Annotated in this window: 20 protein-coding genes and 1 pseudogene; 6 read left to right on the forward strand and 15 right to left on the reverse strand. The window is 66.7% G+C overall.

Going from position 1 to position 18,669, the window contains the following annotated elements; genetic code table 11:
- Positions 1-69 precede the first annotated feature (69 nt).
- From ACIRRY_RS15525 to ACIRRY_RS15570, 10 genes are all read right to left on the reverse strand, one after another.
- Positions 70-360 carry a hypothetical protein gene (locus tag ACIRRY_RS15525; protein WP_403972420.1) on the reverse strand — a complete coding sequence of 97 codons (291 nt, stop codon included), beginning with the start codon at positions 358-360 and terminating at the stop codon, positions 70-72.
- An 18-nt stretch (positions 361-378) separates the two neighbouring features.
- Positions 379-849 (reverse strand): hypothetical protein, encoded by a 471-nt coding sequence (locus ACIRRY_RS15530; RefSeq protein ID WP_403972423.1) that lies wholly within the window; start codon positions 847-849, stop codon positions 379-381.
- A 20-nt stretch (positions 850-869) separates the two neighbouring features.
- Complete coding sequence (locus tag ACIRRY_RS15535; RefSeq protein WP_403972425.1) at positions 870-1,064, reverse strand: hypothetical protein; 195 nt, start codon at positions 1,062-1,064, stop codon at positions 870-872.
- A gap of 18 nt (positions 1,065-1,082) precedes the next feature.
- Positions 1,083-1,334, reverse strand: a complete 252-nt coding sequence (locus ACIRRY_RS15540) for a hypothetical protein (RefSeq protein ID WP_403972428.1) — start codon at positions 1,332-1,334, stop codon at positions 1,083-1,085.
- Between the two features lie 140 nt (positions 1,335-1,474).
- The gene (locus ACIRRY_RS15545; RefSeq protein ID WP_403972430.1) at positions 1,475-3,703 is read right to left on the reverse strand and encodes a cell division protein FtsK; all 2,229 of its coding nucleotides are present in this window, start codon (positions 3,701-3,703) and stop codon (positions 1,475-1,477) included.
- A gap of 90 nt (positions 3,704-3,793) precedes the next feature.
- Positions 3,794-4,135, reverse strand: a complete 342-nt coding sequence (locus ACIRRY_RS15550) for an RRQRL motif-containing zinc-binding protein (RefSeq protein WP_403972433.1) — start codon at positions 4,133-4,135, stop codon at positions 3,794-3,796.
- The gene (locus ACIRRY_RS15555) at positions 4,132-4,746 is read right to left on the reverse strand and encodes a GGDEF domain-containing protein (RefSeq protein ID WP_403972436.1); all 615 of its coding nucleotides are present in this window, start codon (positions 4,744-4,746) and stop codon (positions 4,132-4,134) included. Before ACIRRY_RS15555 ends, ACIRRY_RS15550 begins: the two co-directional genes overlap by 4 nt.
- Positions 4,743-5,873 carry a conjugal transfer protein gene (locus tag ACIRRY_RS15560; RefSeq protein ID WP_403972437.1) on the reverse strand — a complete coding sequence of 377 codons (1,131 nt, stop codon included), beginning with the start codon at positions 5,871-5,873 and terminating at the stop codon, positions 4,743-4,745. The genes ACIRRY_RS15555 and ACIRRY_RS15560 overlap by 4 nt, the downstream gene beginning before the upstream one ends.
- A complete protein-coding gene (locus ACIRRY_RS15565) occupies positions 5,870-6,160 on the reverse strand; it encodes a hypothetical protein (protein WP_403973590.1) in 291 nt (96 codons plus the stop codon). Before ACIRRY_RS15565 ends, ACIRRY_RS15560 begins: the two co-directional genes overlap by 4 nt.
- A 102-nt stretch (positions 6,161-6,262) precedes the next feature.
- Entirely contained in the window at positions 6,263-7,075 is an 813-nt protein-coding gene (locus ACIRRY_RS15570; RefSeq protein ID WP_403972440.1) for a DUF4097 family beta strand repeat-containing protein, read from the reverse strand.
- A 435-nt stretch (positions 7,076-7,510) separates the two neighbouring features.
- Between ACIRRY_RS15570 and ACIRRY_RS15575 the strand changes: the two genes are divergently transcribed.
- On the forward strand, positions 7,511-7,861 hold the full coding sequence (locus ACIRRY_RS15575) for a GntR family transcriptional regulator (protein WP_403972442.1): 351 nt from the start codon (positions 7,511-7,513) through the stop codon (positions 7,859-7,861).
- Positions 7,862-8,021: 160 nt separating this feature from the next.
- Complete coding sequence (locus ACIRRY_RS15580) at positions 8,022-9,269, forward strand: XRE family transcriptional regulator (protein WP_403972444.1); 1,248 nt, start codon at positions 8,022-8,024, stop codon at positions 9,267-9,269.
- Between the two features lie 313 nt (positions 9,270-9,582).
- Here ACIRRY_RS15580 and ACIRRY_RS15585 read toward each other — a convergent pair whose 3' ends face one another.
- From ACIRRY_RS15585 to ACIRRY_RS15605, 5 genes are all read right to left on the reverse strand, one after another.
- Positions 9,583-12,729, reverse strand: a complete 3,147-nt coding sequence (locus ACIRRY_RS15585; RefSeq protein WP_403972446.1) for a COR domain-containing protein — start codon at positions 12,727-12,729, stop codon at positions 9,583-9,585.
- 621 nt (positions 12,730-13,350) lie between these two features.
- On the reverse strand, positions 13,351-13,791 hold the full coding sequence (locus tag ACIRRY_RS15590) for a VOC family protein (RefSeq protein WP_403972448.1): 441 nt from the start codon (positions 13,789-13,791) through the stop codon (positions 13,351-13,353).
- Between the two features lie 394 nt (positions 13,792-14,185).
- Positions 14,186-14,644, reverse strand: a complete 459-nt coding sequence (locus ACIRRY_RS15595) for a hypothetical protein (protein ID WP_403972450.1) — start codon at positions 14,642-14,644, stop codon at positions 14,186-14,188.
- Between the two features lie 64 nt (positions 14,645-14,708).
- Complete coding sequence (locus tag ACIRRY_RS15600; protein WP_403972453.1) at positions 14,709-15,038, reverse strand: hypothetical protein; 330 nt, start codon at positions 15,036-15,038, stop codon at positions 14,709-14,711.
- A 15-nt stretch (positions 15,039-15,053) separates the two neighbouring features.
- Positions 15,054-15,533, reverse strand: a complete 480-nt coding sequence (locus tag ACIRRY_RS15605; RefSeq protein ID WP_403972455.1) for a hypothetical protein — start codon at positions 15,531-15,533, stop codon at positions 15,054-15,056.
- A 231-nt stretch (positions 15,534-15,764) separates the two neighbouring features.
- On the opposite strand from ACIRRY_RS15605, the pseudogene ACIRRY_RS15610 reads away from it, so the two are divergent.
- The 4 genes and pseudogenes from ACIRRY_RS15610 to ACIRRY_RS15625 form a co-directional block, all read left to right on the forward strand.
- A pseudogene (locus tag ACIRRY_RS15610) lies at positions 15,765-16,232 on the forward strand (SigE family RNA polymerase sigma factor); the annotation flags it as partial.
- A 770-nt stretch (positions 16,233-17,002) separates the two neighbouring features.
- The gene (locus ACIRRY_RS15615) at positions 17,003-17,176 is read left to right on the forward strand and encodes a helix-turn-helix domain-containing protein (RefSeq protein ID WP_403973593.1); all 174 of its coding nucleotides are present in this window, start codon (positions 17,003-17,005) and stop codon (positions 17,174-17,176) included.
- 109 nt (positions 17,177-17,285) lie between these two features.
- On the forward strand, positions 17,286-18,200 hold the full coding sequence (locus ACIRRY_RS15620) for a GMC family oxidoreductase (protein WP_403972458.1): 915 nt from the start codon (positions 17,286-17,288) through the stop codon (positions 18,198-18,200).
- A 42-nt stretch (positions 18,201-18,242) separates the two neighbouring features.
- Positions 18,243-18,656: a GMC oxidoreductase gene (locus ACIRRY_RS15625; RefSeq protein WP_403972460.1), complete on the forward strand. Its 414-nt coding sequence runs from the start codon at positions 18,243-18,245 to the stop codon at positions 18,654-18,656.
- The last annotated feature ends 13 nt before the right edge of the window (positions 18,657-18,669 follow it).

An 18,669-nucleotide genomic window follows, 5' to 3' on the forward strand; every position in this document is an offset into this window, starting at 1 on the left:
TACGTCGGGATCGGAGACCGTGGGCGGCGGGCTGTCCTTGTCCGGGAGTGCCGCCGCCCACGGGCAGAGCTAGAAGGGCGGTTCGTCGCTGTAGCCCCCGGGCCCCCACGGGTCAGGAGCGGTCTCGCGGCGACGCCCCCACAGGGGCCGGTACGGCAGGGGCATCAGAACCCAGCGCCGGGACTCGTTCCAGCACTCGCAGGGCTCCCAGTCGGTACCGGCGTACTCGCCGTTGTGGTCGCCGTAGTCGTGCTCGAACCCGCCCTCGCCGCCGCAGGCACGGCAGTCCGGGCGAGGTGTGTCGGTCAGGATCAGGGCCCGGCGGGGCCAGTGGGCGACCTGAATGCGCAGTCGGATCACGGGTGTTGTTCTCCCTTGTCAGCCGTAGAACTTGTTCCGCTTGATGACGGCCTTGCGGATGTTGACCGTGGTCCCGCCCCGGTGGCCGCTCGCGCTGAAGACCTGCACGGCGATCCAGCCGCCGAAGATGACGGCGGCGAGGATGACGAGTTGGGTGATCAGGGCGGTCAGGGCGGTGATGAACGCGGTCAGCATGAGCAGTCCGCCGCACACCGCGAGGAACCCCACTCCCCCGAGCGCGATGTTCACCGCCGTACGCGAGACCTCCGGGTGGGCGGCGACCGGTTCGGGCCTGGCGGGCTCGATGGCGTAGCCGGTGACGACGCGGCCGTCGGGCAGGACGATGCTCGCCACGGCGGGGATGGTGCCCGGCTGCATGGGCATGAGCGGCGCGGCGGGCTGTAGCGGGGCGAGCGGTGTGGGGTGGTGGACTTCCACGGCCGCCGCCTCGTACGCGGCCGGGCGGCCGTACGCGGTGGGTTCGTTCATGGTGCGTCTCTCCCTTCGGGTCAGCGGCTGATGCCGGGCACGGCGTCGGTGAAGGCGGTGACGAGCTGGTTGACGGTGTCGGCCGCGCCGGTGTGGGCGAGGTAGAAGCCGAAGAGCGCGACGACGACGGCCGCGCCGGCGCCGACCGCGCGGAAGCGCAGCAACAGCACGACGACGACGGCGAGCAACAGAACGAGCGGGATGGTGAGCGTCACCAGTGCCTCCCGGGCGGGTCAGCGGGTGCCGGCGCGGTAGGTGCGCGCGGCGCGGTTGTAGATCCAGCGGCCGACGCGTATGCGCTTGCCGGTCGCGTCGCAGCGGCGGCAGTCCTTGCCTCGCTTGGTCTGGCCCTTGCGGTCGGTCTTGAAGCCATGGCCCATGCCGTGGCACTTGCGGCAGTCCCCGAACGGGCTCAGCCAGCACTTGACGACGTAACCGAGAGTGACAGTCAGTAGGAACGCGGAAGCGAGCACCGCAAGGCTCATCAGGGCCTCTCACAGGGGTTGCAGGGGGTTTCCGCAGGTCAGCCGCTACGTGCTAGCGACCTGATCAGGGGCGGTTTCGGTCGCTAGCAGGGTTGCTACCGGTAGCGACGTCTGCCGCTACCGGTAGCAGGCTGTGTGACCTATCCGGCGTCCCTCTTCTGGTTGCGCTGTGTAATCGCGGTGGCGATGTCGTCGCGCTTGATGCCGCGCTTGTTGACCTGTTCGCCGTCGATGCGGCGGCTGATCTGCATCGTGCCGATGCCGTGCGGCTTGAGTGCGGCGCTGAGCGCTTCCGCCTTGGGCTTGGGCTCCAACTCCGCCCACGGACCGTAGACGTCGGGGCGCAGGTCGGCGAGGCGGTCGACGATGGTCTCGGACCACACCTTGGCCTCGCCCTTGCCGAGCACGGCGGCGACATCGTCCAGGACCGTCGCGGACGTCTCCACGGCCGGGACCTCGCCGACCGCGTCCCCGGACAGGGTCCCTTCCGCCTCGCGCAGCGCGGCGGCCCTGGTCAGGATGCGTTCGGCGTCGCGGCCGTCGGCGAGGTAGGTGCGGACGATCCCGGAGTCATCCGACATGCCCTTGAGCAGACCGACGCCCTTGTGGGATTTCAGCAGCTTGGACGCGTCCAGGCCCTCCGAGTACGAGCCCGCACCGAGGATGACATCGGAGACCTGATAGGCACCGACCCGCAGCGCGAACCGGGCCTGATGCTGGTCACGCAACTCCGACGGGCACGCCTTGTCGTCCGGCTTCTGCGTCGACGTCATCACCGACACACCCACCGCGGGGGCGACCCGGGCGAGGTAGACCATCAGGGAAAGGATCTCCTTGCCGTGCTCGGGATGGGTCAGGTACTCCTGCACCTCATCCACCACGAACAGGGTCAGGGGCATGTTCAGCTTCTTGTCCCGGCTGATCTCCGGGGTCAGCTTGCCCTCCGGGCAGACATGCAGCGGCAGTTCGGACAGCCGGTGATAGCGGTCCTCGACATCCGCCTTCAACTCCCGCAGCGACGCCAGCAGATGTCCCACCGGGTCGATGCCGTTCTTCGGCACGATCCCGAACCCGATGCGGTGCGCGACCAACGCGAACTTGCGCCAGTCCGGCGACGCCTTCCCGTCGAACACGTACAGGCGCACGTACGGGTCCAGCGCGGCGGCGAGCGCGATCGTGCGGGCAGAGAACGTCTTGCCCTGACGCGGCACGGCGCCCACCAGCAGCGACAGCCACAGCATGGTGGCCATGACCGCGTTGCCGCGCTCGTCGACACCCCACGGGAACGGCTTCCAGAAGTCGACCCGAGTCGCCCCCAGCAGCGGCGACCTGCCCGACGGCACGGCGAGCGGGTCACGGTCGGCGATCCAGTACGACACCCGACGCCCGCTCGTCTCGTCCTTGTCCAGGAAGAGCTGAGTGGGGGCGATGTCCATACCGGAGGCGAGACGGGCGTGAGCCTTCACCGCGTCCTCGAACGTCTTGCCGTACGGCAGATCCACGATCACGCGCCAGCCGTCCCCGTCCCGGCCGATCGGCCGGGGGAAGGAAATCGTCTGATCCTTGGTGGTCAGCCCGGCCGCCTCGTGGGCGCGGATGACGATGTCCGACGACAGCTTGCGCTTGCGGAACGTCACCTTGGCCATGTCGATGAGCGGCCGGTCCGCCGGCGCCCCCACCACACCCAACGTGGTGGCCAGTGCCGCCATGGACAGCATGAGCAGCCACGACGGCGCCATCACGTACAGGGTCAGCGCGGCGACCAGACCGACGAAACCACCCACCGTGGCGACGATCCCCCGCAGCCTCACGCGGTCGTTGCGCTGCCGGGACAGCTTCAGGTACTCCGCCGCGTCCTCGTTGGCCACGGACGCGAGACGCAGGCCCTTGCCCTCCGCGTCGGACACCCACCGGCCGATCGCGGTCGACCAACGCCACGCGCCGCGCGGCGAGTACATGCAGATCTTCGGCGTGTAGACCAGCGGCAACCGCACCGCGTGGTAGCCGACCACAGCCGAGTAGTGCCGAACGGCCCACTTGCGCACGGCCGTTCGCTGGTCAGGGAGCTTCACCCAGTCCGGCAGCACCGGCATGCGGGCCTTGTCCTTGGCCTCCATCCATTCCGCGACCGAGGGCGGGTACACCTCGCGCGGCGGGTCCACCGGAGCACCCTCGCTCAGGCCGTCAGCCTCCGGGTCATCGGTGTCGGGGAGTTGTGCCTCCCACTCCCCCGGCTTCACCGCGCCCTCGCCCGGGGTGGCCGGGTCGGGATCGGTCTTCTTCTTCAGCGGGAACGGCAGCACGGCGGCCGTCGGCTGTTCGGTGCCCTCCGGGTCCCCGGCGGGCGTGAACGTGGTGGTCTCGGTCACGATGTACGTACTCCTTCGGGAGTCGACGGGTCCGGCCGGCTTGCTGTAGGAGGTGGACGGCCGGACCCGGGATTCAGGATTTGGGGCGGTTCAAGCGGCACGCTGTTCTTCGGGATAGGCGCAGTTCACGCAGGTTCCGAGCGTGGGCGGGATGACGTATCCGGCGTCCCGGCGGCACTCGGGGCAGGTGCGGCGAGCGCGCATCATCGCGGCGTGGGCCCGCCACCGGCCCGCCGTCATCGGCCGGACCGGTTTGGCGAGGTCGACGCGGTACAGGTAGGCGACAAGCGGCGGACGGCCCCGCCGCCGGGGGCGTTCAAGTTGGGCGGCGACGTCCTGTCCACCGGGGCGCAGGTCGCGGGCCCGCAACTGTCGGCGGGTGGCGTAGCCGTCCGGGGCGAGGTGCCACCGGAACACCGGCAGCGTGCTCATGCTGCCCCGCGCCGACCCGGGCGACGGCCGGCCACCGACCCGAGCAACCGCCCGAGACGGGCCCGGCGAGGACCGGACCGCCCCGACCGCTTCGCCGCGTACATGGCCTCATCGGCGCGGCGCAACAGCGCGGACAGGTCTTCACCGGGGTGGTCGGCGGCCCGTACCCAGCCCAGAGACACCGTGGTGTGTACGTCGGGGGCGGTGTCGACCGGCCGGGCGAGGACGCGGGCGAGGGTGTGCAGCCGATCGGGCATGGTGGCATCGCGGTCGACGACGACGGCGGCGAATTCGTCCCCACCGAGCCGTCCCACGACACCGCGCGGGGTGGTGCCGTGGGCGAGGCGGTCGGCGACCGTGGCGAGCAGCGCGTCACCAGCCGCATGCCCATGGGTGTCGTTGATCTGCTTGAAGTGGTCGACGTCCGCCAGCACCACCACGGCGCGCGGGTCGCGCAGCAGGCGGCGGGCCCGCCGGGTGAACGCGTCCCGCGTCCACAACCCGGTGAGCGGATCGCGGCGGGCAGTGGTCAACCGGCTGTGCAGCCACCGGGCGTGAACCGCCCACCCCAGAGCGGGCACGGCCGGTAACAGTGCGGCGAGGGTGCTCACGGCGTCACCGCCGTAGTGGCGCGTTCGGCAAGCAGGGCGTCACGCAGCATGCGGGCGTTGGCCGGCGAGGTGCGCAGGGCCCGGCGGATGCCCTCCCCCGTCACCTGAACGTCCGTCAGACCGGCCGTCGCCTTGCGTGCTTCCGCCATGAGCTGTTCGGGACTGCGCCGGGTGCGGGTCGACTTGGCAGCGACCGGAACACGGCCCGTCGCCCGACGCGGCACGGTCGACGCGGCCGGAACCGAGCGGGAGGACGCCGGGGCGATCGGGACCGGCTTCCCCGCCGGGACGGCGGCGGGCATCGGCTTCGTGCCGACGCCCGACTTGCCGAGATCGACCGGCGCCGGATCGGGCACCACAAGCCGCGTCAGCACGACCGTGGGAGTGCTCGATACGGGCAGGTCAGAGGTAGACCTTTCTCGACTGCTTCCAGTCGATTCCTTCACATTTGCATCCATGGCGGAAACCGAGGCGAGGGCGGGGGCCGTGCCCCCGAACATCGACGCAAGCGCGGCGTCCGCGCCGTCGGTGATCCGGTCGCGCTGGACATTCAGCAGCCTCGATCCGAGGGCCGCGTCTCCTACTCCGACCTTGCGGGCCAGTCGCCACGACGCCCGGTCCGAGCGCTTCCGCACCCGGTCGACCGGGTGGTGTACGGCGCGCGCCCGGTGGTAGGCGAGGGCCTGCACGATGTCGGCGGTGCGCCGCTCGTTCTCCGCGTCGCGGCCGTCGGTGTGGACGACGATCCGGCGGGCGAGGAACGCCATGCCCTCCGCCGACACCGACATGCCCATCGGGGTCAGGGCGTAGATCACGGTACGGCCGGGGTCCGGCGCGGCCATCGCGCCCATGACGGCAGCGGCGGCCGGCAACGCCCACAGCCCCATCCGTACGACGCGCGGCGAAGACTGTCCCAGCATGGTCAGTCCCAGCAGGACCAGGGCGAGAACGGCCGTGGCACCCTCACCGGCACCGAGGGCACCGAGCGCGGTCCCCGTGCCGTAGGCGTGCCCGATGTTGCTGTACGTGCCGATCCCGCCGACCACGCCCGTGGCGAGCATCGGCACGAACGCGGCCGTCAGCACACCGATCTGAACCCTCGTCAGGGGCTTGCGGGTCTCGTTCATGCCGCTTCCCCCGCCCCGGACCGGTAGGCGCGAGCGGAACGCAGGAACGGCACCGTACGAGTCAGCGCGTCCGCGTACAGGGCGTCCCAACCGGCAATCTCGTCACCGGCCGCCGCCTCCGCACGCAGGTCGGCGAGGACGTCACGAGCCGCGTCCTCACGGGCGGCACGCTCGCCGTCCGTCTCGAACTCCAACGGGCCCCGGAACAGGTCGACGTCGATGCCGAGCGCCAGTTCCGCAAACTCGAAGTCGCCGTGCGCTTCCTGGCCGGCGACGAAAGTGCGCATACGCATGGTGGATCTCTCCTAGATACGTCGGGAAGGGCGCGGCGCGGTCGGCTGTCCTGTCCGGGAGTGCGACCGCACTGCGAAGTGGAGTGGGGCGAGGGGCTAGCTGATCTGCACGTGGCCGCTGGTCACCCGGCGGCGGACGTCCAGGTGGCCGGCGCCGGTGACGCGGACGCTGCCGGAGGTCGCGTTCACGGACAGACGGCCCGTGGCCTGCGAGGTCGCGGCCATACGGACGCTGCCGGAGGTGAGGTTCAACCGGGCGCAATGGCCGCTGTAGGCGCCGACGTTGACGCTGCCGGACGTGAGGTTGATGTCCAGCGGGCCGCTCACCTCGCCGACGACGACACCGCCGGAGGTGACCACGGCTTCCAGGTCACCGACCCGCTCAGCGGTCAGCATCCCCGAGGTGCCGTCGTACTCCAGCCGCGCCAGCGTGCCCGTGACAACGGTGTTCGCACTGTGCGTGCCGATCGCGGCCACCGACCGCGCGGGCAGGTGAATCGTGGCGTTGATCGGGGTGACCGCGTCCCCGGCCGGGCCGGTGGCAGTGACCTCGCGACCGTTGACGAACACCCTGCCGCCACCGTGACCGGTGATGTGGACGTTGCCGCCCACGATCTGCACACCGCTGCCGCCGGAAAACGTCATGGTGCTGCCACCCATGTTGATCGTGGTACTGCCGCCCATGCCGCCGACGAAGTCCGGGACGCGAACCCTGAGGTTCTGCCCGGTGAGGCTGACGGTGGTGTCGCGGATCGCGTCGGCCGACGGGCCGGAGGTGGCCTCCGTCGTCAGCACCATGCGCGCCTGCTTCAGCTCGGGGTCGACGACGACGCGGATACTGCCGGTGCCCATCGTCAGACCCAGGGCGATCGGGCCGACGACGTCCACGGGGATGATGCGCTCGGTCATGGAAGAACTCCTGACTCCGTCGGGATGGGAGACCGGGCGCGGCAGGCTGTCCTGTCCGGGAGTGCCGCCGCGCCGGGGGGTATGCAAAGGCCGCAGCGAGCTGCGGCGGATGAGTGGTCTCGTTTCGGGGACGCGGCTGCCGGTTCAAGGAACAGCTCGCTAGGGCCCCGTTGTAGGCAGAGACCTGACCTTTCGGTCTGCCATCCGGACTGCCAAGGGATCGCCTGAAACAGACGACTGTCCGGTGCCCTCCCCCCGTCCAACGCGGGGCTCCTGGTCATGCGTTCTTGCAGGTCAAGCACTTGCAAACACAGCCGGTGAGTCCCATTTCGAGACCCTCCGGGGTGACTCGTGAACTAGCTTGCACTAGTGCACACTGATGCACAACCCCTGTGGCAGTACGCACTAGGGCGCGCTGCCCGATACCCTCGACTCATGAGCCTCGACCCGAACGACTCCCGGCCGAAGTCAGTGCAGGTGGCGGATGTGCTCCGTCAAGAGATCACCGAGGGCAAGCACAAGGGCCGGCTGCCTGCGACCCGGGATCTGGCTAAGCGCTTCGGGATCGCAGGACAGACACTCTCCAACGGACTGCGCGTCCTCGTTGAAGAGGGCCTCATCTATTCGTCGGGAAACCTTGGGTATTTCGTCACCAACGGCGACGATGATGCGTCGGATACCAAGGTGGATGTCCATGCGGAAATCAAGGCACTTCACTCCGAAATCCAGACTTTGACGCAACGAGTGGCAGCGCTCGAAGAGCGCTCCGGATCGGTTGGTGCGTGATCTGGAATCAGCATGCCCGCGTCAGCACGAGTGAAATAGATGACAGTCGGGGACAGCGTCAGGGGGACGGGGACAGCCCCGGTGTCCCCGCTCTGTCCTCTTGCGTGTCCCCCCGCATCGCACGCCAGACTTCCGGTAGGCAAACGCCCAAGGAGGGCTCATGAGCGACGAAAGGCCCACGTGGGCACGACGCATCGCGGCTGAGCGGTCGGCCCGCGAGTGGTCCCAGCTCGACGCAGTCAGGGCGCTCCGGCTTCATGCACCGTCGGAGCTGCCGGGGGACGACAGCATGGTGCGGCAGTGGAAGCGTTGGGAAGCCGGACAGATGCCGGGGGAGTTCTATCGCCCCATCATCGCGTCCTTGTTCGGCACTGTCACGCACGCGATTTTCCCTGCACCATCTCGCCGCGACGGTAACGCGGAAATCGTCGCAGCGAGCGGCATGGAGACTCTCGAAATCGTGAGTCGCCTCAACCGGTCGGACGTGGACAATGCAACGCTGGAAGCGCTCAGGATCACCACGGACCGGCTTTGCTCCGAATACCCGTACATGCCGAGCGAACAGCTTCTCATTGAGGGCCGCGCGTGGCTGCGGCGAGTTGTCGACCTCCACTCGAAGAGCCTGACGCTCGCTCAGCATCGCGAGGTGCTGGCTCTCTCCGGCTGGCTGGCCTTGCTGGTGGGCTGCGTGGAGTACGACAGCGGCGACCGCCATGCGGCGGAGTCCACCCGCCGGGCTGCCCTCTCGCTCGCCTCGGAGTCGGATAACGCCGAAGTGATCGGGTGGGCCCATGAGATGCGGGCTTGGTTCTCCTTGACCACCGGCGACTACCGGGGCGTGATCGCGGCATCGCGAGCGGGAGGCGAGCTGGCCTCACACCACAGCGTCGCTGTGCAGCTCGCTGCGCAGGAAGCCAAGGCATGGGCCCGCATCGGAGACCGCCGGCAGATGGAGGTGGCTCTTGACCGCGGCCGACAGCTCTTGGAAGGGATGCCGTACCCCGACAACCTCGATCACCACTTTGTGGTGGACCCGGCGAAGTTCGACTACTACGCCATGGACTGCTACCGACTGGCCGGCGAGGACAAGCTAGCCCGGACACTCGCCGAAGAGGTGCTGAGGGCCGGCACGGACTTCGACGGCACGGAGCGCTCGCCCATGCGGAACGCCGAAGCGCGGGTGACCCTCGGGGTGGCCGCAGCGCGAGACGGAGACCTCGAAGGGGCACTCATCCTTGGCGAACGGGCCCTACAAGGTGACCGGCAGTCCGTTCCGTCGCTCATCATGACGAGCCGGGAACTCGCGGCCGTCGTGAGGGATCGCTACAGCACCGAGCCGACAGCCCAGGACTACCTAAGCCACCTGCAAGAGCTTGGTAGGGAGAAGCCAGGTTTCCTGCCCTCTTGACCGGCAACACCAGGCGGGTTGCCAGGTCGTGGAGAGGATCGCCGCATAAGGGCTAGTTCCCAGTCGATGACCGGTGATCGCTGCTCCGCCACTCGGCGGGACACGACCTTGGCTTCCGTCCCGTTCACCACCGTTCGTTGTCTTGGTCCTTGTCCAGTGCGCTGACGGACGCCACCGTTCACCGCCGTACGCGCACCCCCTCTGATCTGCCGCGCGAACCCTCACGGATGCCCCCGAACGGCCATGCGGACGAATTGGCCGAAGTGGGCGATATAGCACCCGGAGCCGGGCCCGTTTCCCTAGTTAAAGGGCATCACACCAGGCCAGGCCGACCGGATTGGTCGCCCCCCGTGAATGCCGGGAGCGCTTTGACCGCGTCAGCGTGCGCCTTACACAGCCAGTAGGTATGCCCTTCGGGAGTCGCAGCCTTATTCAAGCCTCCCCACTTTTCGTCGGGATCGATTTTCTTGAGCAAGGCATACATTTCACGGTATTCGGAGTGATACTCCGCTCTGACGAGAGATTCGAAATTTCCAAGCCGCCCATCGGGTGAATCGACCAGCTCATCTGGAAGTCCCTCCAGAAGAGCCTTCATAAGTTCAATATCCTCTTTGAGGAGCTTGTCGAGATCTTCAGAAGCCATTCCTAGCCCAGCTCCGACGACAGGCAGCGCATATTTCAGTACCGACAACAATCGTTGGGCGTACGGGAGAACAACTGACACGCTATGTGGGGTGCTCCGAATCTCGTAGGGAGCAACATTTGGGAGGCGATGCCAAGCGCCAGGAGCTTCGCAGTACAAGTGTAGTTGGAAGACATGGCCGGGAAGCATTCCGAGGGCTCGACGTCGCTTCACTCTGACGATCGAAAGGACGCTAGGACAGGATGCCGTTTCTTGATACTGGCTGGCGAGAAACGTCCTCTGCTGCTCTGCAGCGATAGCGGCTCGCTGCACCTTCGCTTCGGCGAATTGTTCAAGGATGTCTCGCCCCTGCCCTTGCACAGCGCTACTGAGTTCAGCTACAGCGCTCAGAGCGGCGGAGGCGAGAGCCTCTGAACGGTCCTTGGGTGGCGGTTCGACTCCTTGTAGCAGTTTCCTTACGTCGAGATCTTCATAGTGGACAGGGCACTCGATAGTCTCGCGGGGTGGTCTACACGTCAATCGGTCTACCAATTGATGGTGCGGGAACTCATGACTGCATGGCGCCTGAGGGCTCGCGCCAGGGCAGGGTACGAATTTTGTAATCTCCAGCCCCGGATAGCGCAGGAGTGTCTGTTCGAAGCCATCCTTGAGTACAGCGAAGAAGTCGTACGGATATGGTCCGCGCACTTGGATTTCGGCGACCTTGGCATGCCGGTCTACCGTCACGAGGCCCATATGGCCATCTTCATGACGTAGCAGTGCCCCTAGCCGCCAGTGAAGACCCGTAGTGAATCGGTGCTCGCGCGCGATAAACCACGTAGGAATACCGGGCGGGACGGTATGCAACCGATAACGCAGATGCAATTGCCTGTGGTGCGGTGTGAGTGCCATGTCCCATTGATCTTGAAAAATCGGAGGATCCCAGGGAAGGAGTTCAACCACGAGACTGCTGTTGCCGTCTGTTGTCCGATAAGAGAGGTCAAAGCGCTCCATCATCCCGACAAAGTGCTGGCGCATACTTGGATTCAGGTCCTGCCATAGGTCACGGCGCCGGGTTGGCGTGAATACTCCTCCTTCAGTTCGTACTTGTTCGTCGTCCAAAACTCGACTGATATATGACGTTACCCATTGCGGGTGTAGGATAACGAGTTCTCCAAGTTCCTCGTCATCAGGATAGTAGAGAATATCGCCAAGACTATGTAGAGCAGTCGAGAGCGCCCGTTGCTGTGATGGTTGAGTCACCCCCTGCTCGGCCATAAAGTCCCGCATCTCATCAGGACTTACATGTTTCTCTGGACGGTTCCGTACCGCCTCTGCAGCATTGAGCCAACGCCGGGGCCAACGGGCTCCCATCAGCGGGAGTTGGGCAGCCTCTTCAGCGATTCGTTTGCGGATTTCCGCGATCTCATCGTCGGTAGCGGCGGCGCTGTCCACAGCGAGGCTGGCCAAAATCATGTGTGGGTAGGCGGCATTGATCGCAGACAGAGGGAGGTCGGGCGGTCTGGGACCGAGATGAGTGGCTACCAATATAACGGGAGCGCGGGGAGCGCGAGCTTTGATGAGATCAAGCCAGTAGTAGAGTTTACTCTCCTCCCAGCCAACTTGAGCGTCCCAGAGGAGCAAGAAGAGCGAGCGATCCGTGAGGAAGAACTGATGAGTTGCGTGGTAAATATCTTGGCCGCCAAAGTCCCACGTACTGAGGTCCATCATCAGAGTGGTCTCGGTCCCGGCGGGCTGACTGGGGTGAGCCAGAGTCAGACGCGACACATTGAGTCCGTGCGTGCTGTCTTCTTGGGGGTCGTGACTTTCGCCGCGCAGACGACGGAGAAGGGATGTCTTGCCGGCGCGACCCTGACCAACAACCAATACCTTAGAAACCCATTGTTCCACCGAATCGTTGGACATCTCACGAAAGAACTCCACGACGGCTTCCGCTCCTGCGGAAAGGATTTCCGGAGGGGGGTCGGTAAGTCGGGGGGTTCTTAGGGGCAGATCGACGAGCTTTTTAAGGTTTCCGAAGGAGTCGGGCAGATGAGTCAATTGCTCCGAGGTCAACTGTAGAAACATCAACTTGCCGAGGCGTCCGATCGAATCCGGCAGCGACGTCAATCCATCTGCGAAAATAGAGAGGAACTCAAGTTTGGTCAGATTGCCAATCGAATCGGGAAGGTGGGTGAGACTCGCGCTGGAGTGGATTGAGAGACTCCTAAGTGCGCTCAGCCTCCCAATGGAATCTGGCAGCGATGCTCCACCTACGCCCAGTAGTGATAGATTTTCGACTGCCCCGATTTCCCCAATTATTTCAGGAACGTTGGAAGAGTTACAGTGCACGGTAAGGGAAGAAAACCTACGGGTGCCGTGAGCGGTTAGACCTTCAAGGAGATTCGAATCTAGACCCAAGTTGCGAAGGCGAGGCACGTTCCGAATCGCGTCCGGAAAGGTCGTGAAGTTATTCCCATGGAGATCGAGTGTATGAAGTTTCGAACTAATCGTGGAAAAAAATTCGGTGAGCTCGTTATATTGCAATCCCAGGATTCTCAAACGGGTGAGATTTCCAATTGAGTCTGACAGGGAGGTGAGATGATTTGATCCCAGGTTGAGATGCAGAAGTCTGGGGAGTTGAGTCAAGAAATCCGGAACAGAGCGAATTTCATTGCCGCTCAGATCGATCACTTCTAGACGACTTGCTTCTGTAAGTGATTCAGGGATCGTTCTGATCCCCAACCTGGACAGGTCAAGCTCGTTGGCGTCATCTCGAATGCATGCTGCGATCCGCCGTTCAGCCTCGGCGAATCCTCGATCGGCTTCGTCAGTCACCCTGTCCCCTGTTGCTTCCTCGGCGAATCCGGTGCACCCGGAGGGTCGATTCCCTTTTAGCAGAGTGGCTGATGTTGTGTCACATGTCTGCGAAAAAATACGCTCTAAGGATGACAGTCTCTCTGCCCGTCGAGCTGACTGCGACGTTCGGGCCTCACTAACATTCGAGTCTGTAGGAGGCAGTCCAGGATCGTTGGCTGGCTCGGGCCGGGAGGTAGCCAAGCGGCGAGAGCCAACCCATCTCACGCGATGTTGAGCACCTTGACGGCGCTGACACTCAGGGGAAGTTTACTCGTCGACGTTTCTGCCGACCGTTGATAGATGCACCGAGGGGGGGTGACGCCACTTCCCTGTCCCGTTCGGCACCGCTCGTTGTCCTGGTCTTTGTCCAGTACGCGGACTGCCGCTACCGTTCAGCGCCGTACGCGCACCCCGCCTAACCTGCCGCGCGAACCCACATGGACGCCCCCGTACGACCGTGCGGACAGTTGGAAAGCGTGTTGGGGGCAACCCCTCACGAGTTCGAATCTCGTATCCTCCGCCAGTGCCTCACCGGGCACGATGTCGAAGGGCCCCACCGTTCGCGGTGGGGCCCTTCTTCGTTGTCCGGGTCGGTTGGTTTCAGGGGAGTTGTTCGGCCAGTCCGACGATGATGCCGTCCGGGCCGCGGAGGTAGCAGAGGAGATAGCTGTCCTCGAACCGGGCGATCTCGCCGACGAGTTCGGCGCCGTGCGGGCGCAGGCGGGCGACGGTGTCCTCGATGTCGTCTACGGCGAACATGACGCGGTGCGTGCCCAGAATGTTGTGCGGGCGGTTGCGCGGTCCGGCGCCGGTCGCCTCGGGGCTGCGGTACTTCGCCAGCTCGAGTCGGCTGTGGCCGTCCGGGGTCCGGACCATCGCGATGTCGCAGTGGACGCCGTCGAGTCCGGTGCACTGGTCGGCGAAGGGGCCCTGGACCTCCCCTCTGCCCTCCAGCTCCATACCGAGTTCCACGAAGAACGCGATGGCGGCGTCCATGTCCTCGACGACGATGCCGACGTTGTCCATCCGCTGAATCGCCATGCCGGTTTCTCCTTCTTCCTTGTGCGGCCTGTGGGTGGTGGTGGCCGCTGATGTCCCTGGGACGGAGCCGGTGACACGTTCTCGACATCCGCAGGCCGCCGGACCCCGAAAGAACGTGGACCGACGATCAGCGATCAGCGAACTCTGTGTACGCACTGACGCGCTTCTCCGTCCGGTGACGATGGGTTTGAGAAGGGACACCTGCGGCTGGACAGGGGGCCCCACGGGTAAACAGGTCAAGTGCGGGTCAGTCACCGGCCGGGGGCGATCGGCCGCCCGAGCCGGGCACTTTGGTGATGCCGAAGGAGTCGTCCTCGGTACCGAAGGAGTCGTCCTCGGTGCCGGAGTCGGCGGGCGTTGGTGAAACCGTCGGAGAGGGAGTTGTCGGACGCGGTCACGGACGCGGGTGTCCGTCGCGGAGTTGGCGTTGGAGTCGGAGTCGGGCCTCCGCGATCCGCCGTACTTCGGTGAACCGGTCGTCCTGGCGCGTGCCGCCCGCCAGATCGCTCAGGGCGTATGCCGTGAATGTGAACCCGTCCGTGGTGTGGAACTGGGCGCCCCAATTGCCGAGGCTCACCGCGCTGACACGTGACCACGGCAGTCGCTGGGCGCCCCAGGGATTCACCATGACGATCGTGTCCGTCGTGAATTCCAGGCGTACGCGCAGCAGCACCCACCAGGCGAAGAAAGCGAATCCCAGCGCGACGGCTGTCGCCACTCCGGCGGAGTCCGCGTTCTGTGGGTCCGGGTGGGAGAGAACGCCCCACCAGGTGGAGAGCGCCCCGCACGCCGGGCCGACGATGAGCAGGTAGCCCGCGAGTCGGCCGGCCCGGCCGACCCTCCACACGTCCATGACACCTTCTCGTGCATCGTCCACAGCAGGAATCGTCCTCTCCCGTGCCTTCTCGCTGTCTCGTTCAGGGGGAGGGCGTGACGCCCTTGGAGAAGTCCAGGTGGAAGGGAGAGCCGGGGGACGTCGGGGTCCAGCCTTCGCGCAGGGCGTGCTCGATGGCTTGGGTGACGTCGGACGGCAGGACGGGCTTGGACTCATGGCCCAGCCAGTTGCTCGGGTGGGCGTGGGCGGTGGTGACCACGAGCGTCGTACCGCCTCCGTCCGCGTGCTCGACCGCGAAGGTGCACGGTGACCAGGCCAGTGCCTGGGAGTACGTCGGCCTGCGGCGCAGGCGCCAGCGGTAGGCCGTGCCGTCGACGACGATGTGACGGGATCCCTTGCGGGTCAGTGTCATGGCGCTCCTCCTCGTCTACTCGGGAGCCGCGAACGGATCCCGTGCCGGATCCCGCGCCGTATCCCGTGCCGGGTTCGGTGGGGTGTTCCACCAGGTCTGTGGGGGTGGGGCCGGGGTCCAGTCGGGGCCTCGGTGGGTCAGCCACCATTGGCCTATGACGTGGAACTTCTCCTCGAAGCGGCGGTCCCAGGCGAGGAAACCGGTGCTGGGCGCCCGTAGGCGGGTGCGACGGCCGTTCGTCTCGTAGAGGACGACCGTTCTGGTGCCCATGACGGATTCGATCTGGATGGACTGGATGTCGGCCCAGGGGATGGTCCGGCGGCGCAGGTTGCGGACCACGGCCGCGGACTCGGTGAGGGTGACCCCGAAGTAGGCGGGGAGCAGGATGTCCAGGACCAGCACGCCGAACACGATGATCAGCCAGGCGGTCAGCGCGTCCGGGGGCAGTGACCCGGTCAAGGACGTGAGGAGGAGGCACGCGCCCACGACGAGCATGGGGAACACGGGACCCAGTCGTTGCCACACTGTCGCGCTGTAGCGCGGTCTCCGCGAACTGCCCATCACTGCACCCCCGTTGCCCTGCTGTCCCGACGCCCCGATGTCCCGATGTCCCGCTTGTCCGCCGCGGTCGTTCATTGTCGCCATTGTTGCTGTGACGGCGACTGTCGTGGAAAGAATTTCTCGGGACGTGACAACCTCCTTGGCCCGTACGCCCGTTCCATGGGCATGAAGTACTCCTCACCGCGCACGGCGCCGGTGCCGGGTGGCGGTGACGTCGCCGAAGTCGTGCTCGACTTCGACGACTTCGCGCGCAGTCGGCAGGCGCATCTGCGGCGTACGGCCCATCTGCTGTGCGGGGACTGGCACTTGGCCGAGGACCTGACGCAGACGGCGCTGGCGAAGCTGTACGCGGTGTGGCGTCGGGTACGGCAGCTGGAGTCGCCGGACGGGTACGCCCGGCGGGTGCTGTACCGGACGTTCATCGACGAGACCCGGCGTCGGCGCTGGTGGGAACGGCCGGGGACGGGAGCGCACCAGGAGGAGACGGCGGCCCCGGCCTCCGATCCTGATCTACGGCTGACCCTGCTGGACGCGCTGCGGCAGTTGCCGCCGCGTGGGCGGGCCGTGCTGGTGCTGCGGTTCTGGGAGGACCAGAGCGTGGAGGCCACGGCGGCGGCGCTGAGGTGCAGCGTCGGCACGGTGAACGGCGGATCCGGCGCCGCCACCACGACCACGGCCGACGGAGCCGTACAACTCACCGTCCCGGACGACGTGGACGACGCGACCAAGAAGGAGTACATCCAGGAGAACGCCATCGCGGCCTGCATGAAGAAGCAGGGCTTCACCTACACCCCGCACGCGCAGAGCTCGAAGCCGGCCGACCCCTTCTCGGCGGTCGACGGGGAGGACTACGCGCTGGCGAAGAAGTTCCGGCAGAAGTACGGCTTCGGCTACTACGCGGGCCTCGTCTACCCCGACGACCCCAATGCCCCCTTCAGCAAGGCGGCGACGGTCGACAGGACCGCGCCCAAGGACCATGACCAGGACGGGCTGACCGACGCCCAGAAGAAGGCGTACGACATCGCGCTGGCCGGTCCCCCGGCCAAGAGCAAGGCCGAGGAGAAGCCCGGCGGGTGCTCGGAGACCGGGCGGGTCGCGGCGTACGGGCCGGCGCTCAGCGCGGCGGCCGAGAAGGACGCGGAGAAGGCCCGTGACGACCAGAACCACGCCAACGGCCTCGCGCTCAACGGTGATCCCCAACTCGTCCAACTGGCCCAGCAGTTCGCGACCTGTCTGACCGGGCAGGGCATCCCGGTCAGCACCACCCAGCCGACCGGCCTGGTCGGCATGGTGCGGCTGGACATCTCCCTGAAGCTGCCGGAGACCCTCCACCAGATGTCCAGGGAGGAGGCGCTGCCGCTGCTCAACTCCTCGCCGAGCACGGCTGCACCGTCTCCGGCTGGATCCGTGAACAGCGCCTCGCCCGCTGCCGCCGCGACCTCGCCGACCCGGCCCTGGCCCACCTCGCGGTCGCCGCGATCGGCAGCCGTTGGGGCTTCCCCGGCCCCGCCCACTTCAGCAACGCGTTCCGGACGGCCTACGGCATGAGCCCGAGCGAGGCCCGCGCGGCGCGCTGACCGTAACCACGACCGGGCGACCGTGCTCAGTCCGGCAACTCCCCATGCACCGCGACGAAAGCCGGGCCGGTCGGTGAGCGGCACGCTTCCGCCATGGAAGCCACGCCGCATGTGGGAGCTGTGGACCTCGCCCGAGGACTACGCGTATCTCACCGAGCCCCAGCAACACGCCGACAGCACAAGGGTGTTCTGGCCGCGCGGCAAGGTCGTCGGCGGGACCAGCGCCATCAACGCCATGATCTACGTCCGCGGCCATCGCTCGGACTACGACGACTGGGCCGGCCGGTATGGGGCCACCGGCTGGTCGTACGACGAGGTCCTGCCGTACTTCAAGCGCTCCGAGGACTTCGAGGACGGGCCCTCGGAGTACCACGGTGCGGGCGGGCCGATGCCGGTCACCCGGAACCGCTCCCCCAACCCGGTCTCCCTCGCGTTCGTGGAGGCGTGCGAGCAGTACGGGCTGCCGTACAACGACGACTGCAACGGCGAGGAGATCCTCGGCGTGAACCTGCTGCACCTCGACGTTCGTGACGGGCGGCGGGTCAGCGCGTGGACGGCGTTCGTCCAACCCGTGCTGGACAGCCCGCTGTTGACCGTGCTGACCGGTGCGCCGGTGGTTCGGGTGCTGGTCGAGGGCGGTCGCGCGAGCGGGGCCGAGGTCGTCGAGGACGGCCGCGTCGGCGCCGTACGGTGTGCGGGCGATGTCGTCCTGTCCTGCGGGACCATCGGCTCCGCGCACCTGCTGCTGCTTGGCGGGATCGGACCGGCCGACGAATTGCGGGAGTTGGGGATCGGTGTGGTCGCCGACCTGCCGGGGGTCGGGGGCAATCTGCACGATCACGCGCTCGCCCCGGTGGTGTACGAGTCGGCGCGGCCGGTGCCGCCGGGGACGTCCAACAAGATCGAGGCGCAGTACTTCGCGAAGACCGATCCGGCGCTGGCCGCCCCCGACCTCCAGCCCGTGATGTCCCACGTGCCGCTGCCCGTCGTAGGACAGGACGTGCCGGCGGAAGGGCACGGGTAGAGCGTCGCGCCGGGCACGATCCGGACGCTCAGCCGGGGGCGGTTGTGGCTGCGGTCCGCCGATCCGGCCGTGGCGCCCGCGCTCGATCCCCGGTATTTCGCCGAACCGTACGACCTGCGGACGATGGTGACGGCGGTCAAGCAGGCGCGGGAGATCGGGGAGCAGAAGGCGCTCGGGGAGTGGCGGGCGCGGGAGGTCGCGCCCGGGCCGGGGGTCGTGACGGACGACGAGATCGCCGCCTATGTGAAGCGCAACCTGGCCAGTTACCACCATCAGGTCGGGACCTGCCGGACGGGCACCGGGGCCGACGCGGTCGTGGATCCGCTGCTACGGGTGCACGGGGTGCCGGGGTTGCGGGTCGCTGACGCGGCGGTCATGGCGGCGGTGCCGTCGGGCAACACGCATGCGCCGACCGTGATGATCGGGGAGCGGTGCGCGGAGTTCCTGATCGGCTGACCTGGGCGCTCCG

The organism is Streptomyces sp. NPDC101776 (assembly GCF_044766845.1).
In the GTDB taxonomy this organism is placed as follows: domain Bacteria; phylum Actinomycetota; class Actinomycetes; order Streptomycetales; family Streptomycetaceae; genus Streptomyces.

Bases quoted from the DNA above. Each gene is read 5' to 3' on its own strand.
- ACIRRY_RS15605 (WP_403972455.1), bottom strand. From the start codon at position 15,533: ATGCTCGTCGTGGGCGCGTGCCTCCTCCTCACGTCCTTGACCGGGTCA.
- ACIRRY_RS15575 (WP_403972442.1), top strand. From the start codon at position 7,511: ATGAGCCTCGACCCGAACGACTCCCGGCCGAAGTCAGTGCAGGTGGCG.
- ACIRRY_RS15540 (WP_403972428.1), bottom strand. From the start codon at position 1,334: ATGAGCCTTGCGGTGCTCGCTTCCGCGTTCCTACTGACTGTCACTCTC.
- ACIRRY_RS15560 (WP_403972437.1), bottom strand. From the start codon at position 5,873: ATGAACGAGACCCGCAAGCCCCTGACGAGGGTTCAGATCGGTGTGCTG.
- ACIRRY_RS15595 (WP_403972450.1), bottom strand. From the start codon at position 14,644: ATGGACGTGTGGAGGGTCGGCCGGGCCGGCCGACTCGCGGGCTACCTG.
- ACIRRY_RS15580 (WP_403972444.1), top strand. From the start codon at position 8,022: ATGAGCGACGAAAGGCCCACGTGGGCACGACGCATCGCGGCTGAGCGG.
- ACIRRY_RS15530 (WP_403972423.1), bottom strand. From the start codon at position 849: ATGAACGAACCCACCGCGTACGGCCGCCCGGCCGCGTACGAGGCGGCG.
- ACIRRY_RS15590 (WP_403972448.1), bottom strand. From the start codon at position 13,791: ATGGCGATTCAGCGGATGGACAACGTCGGCATCGTCGTCGAGGACATG.
- ACIRRY_RS15600 (WP_403972453.1), bottom strand. From the start codon at position 15,038: ATGACACTGACCCGCAAGGGATCCCGTCACATCGTCGTCGACGGCACG.
- ACIRRY_RS15620 (WP_403972458.1), top strand. From the start codon at position 17,286: ATGTGGGAGCTGTGGACCTCGCCCGAGGACTACGCGTATCTCACCGAG.
- ACIRRY_RS15550 (WP_403972433.1), bottom strand. From the start codon at position 4,135: ATGAGCACGCTGCCGGTGTTCCGGTGGCACCTCGCCCCGGACGGCTAC.
- ACIRRY_RS15570 (WP_403972440.1), bottom strand. From the start codon at position 7,075: ATGACCGAGCGCATCATCCCCGTGGACGTCGTCGGCCCGATCGCCCTG.
- ACIRRY_RS15565 (WP_403973590.1), bottom strand. From the start codon at position 6,160: ATGCGCACTTTCGTCGCCGGCCAGGAAGCGCACGGCGACTTCGAGTTT.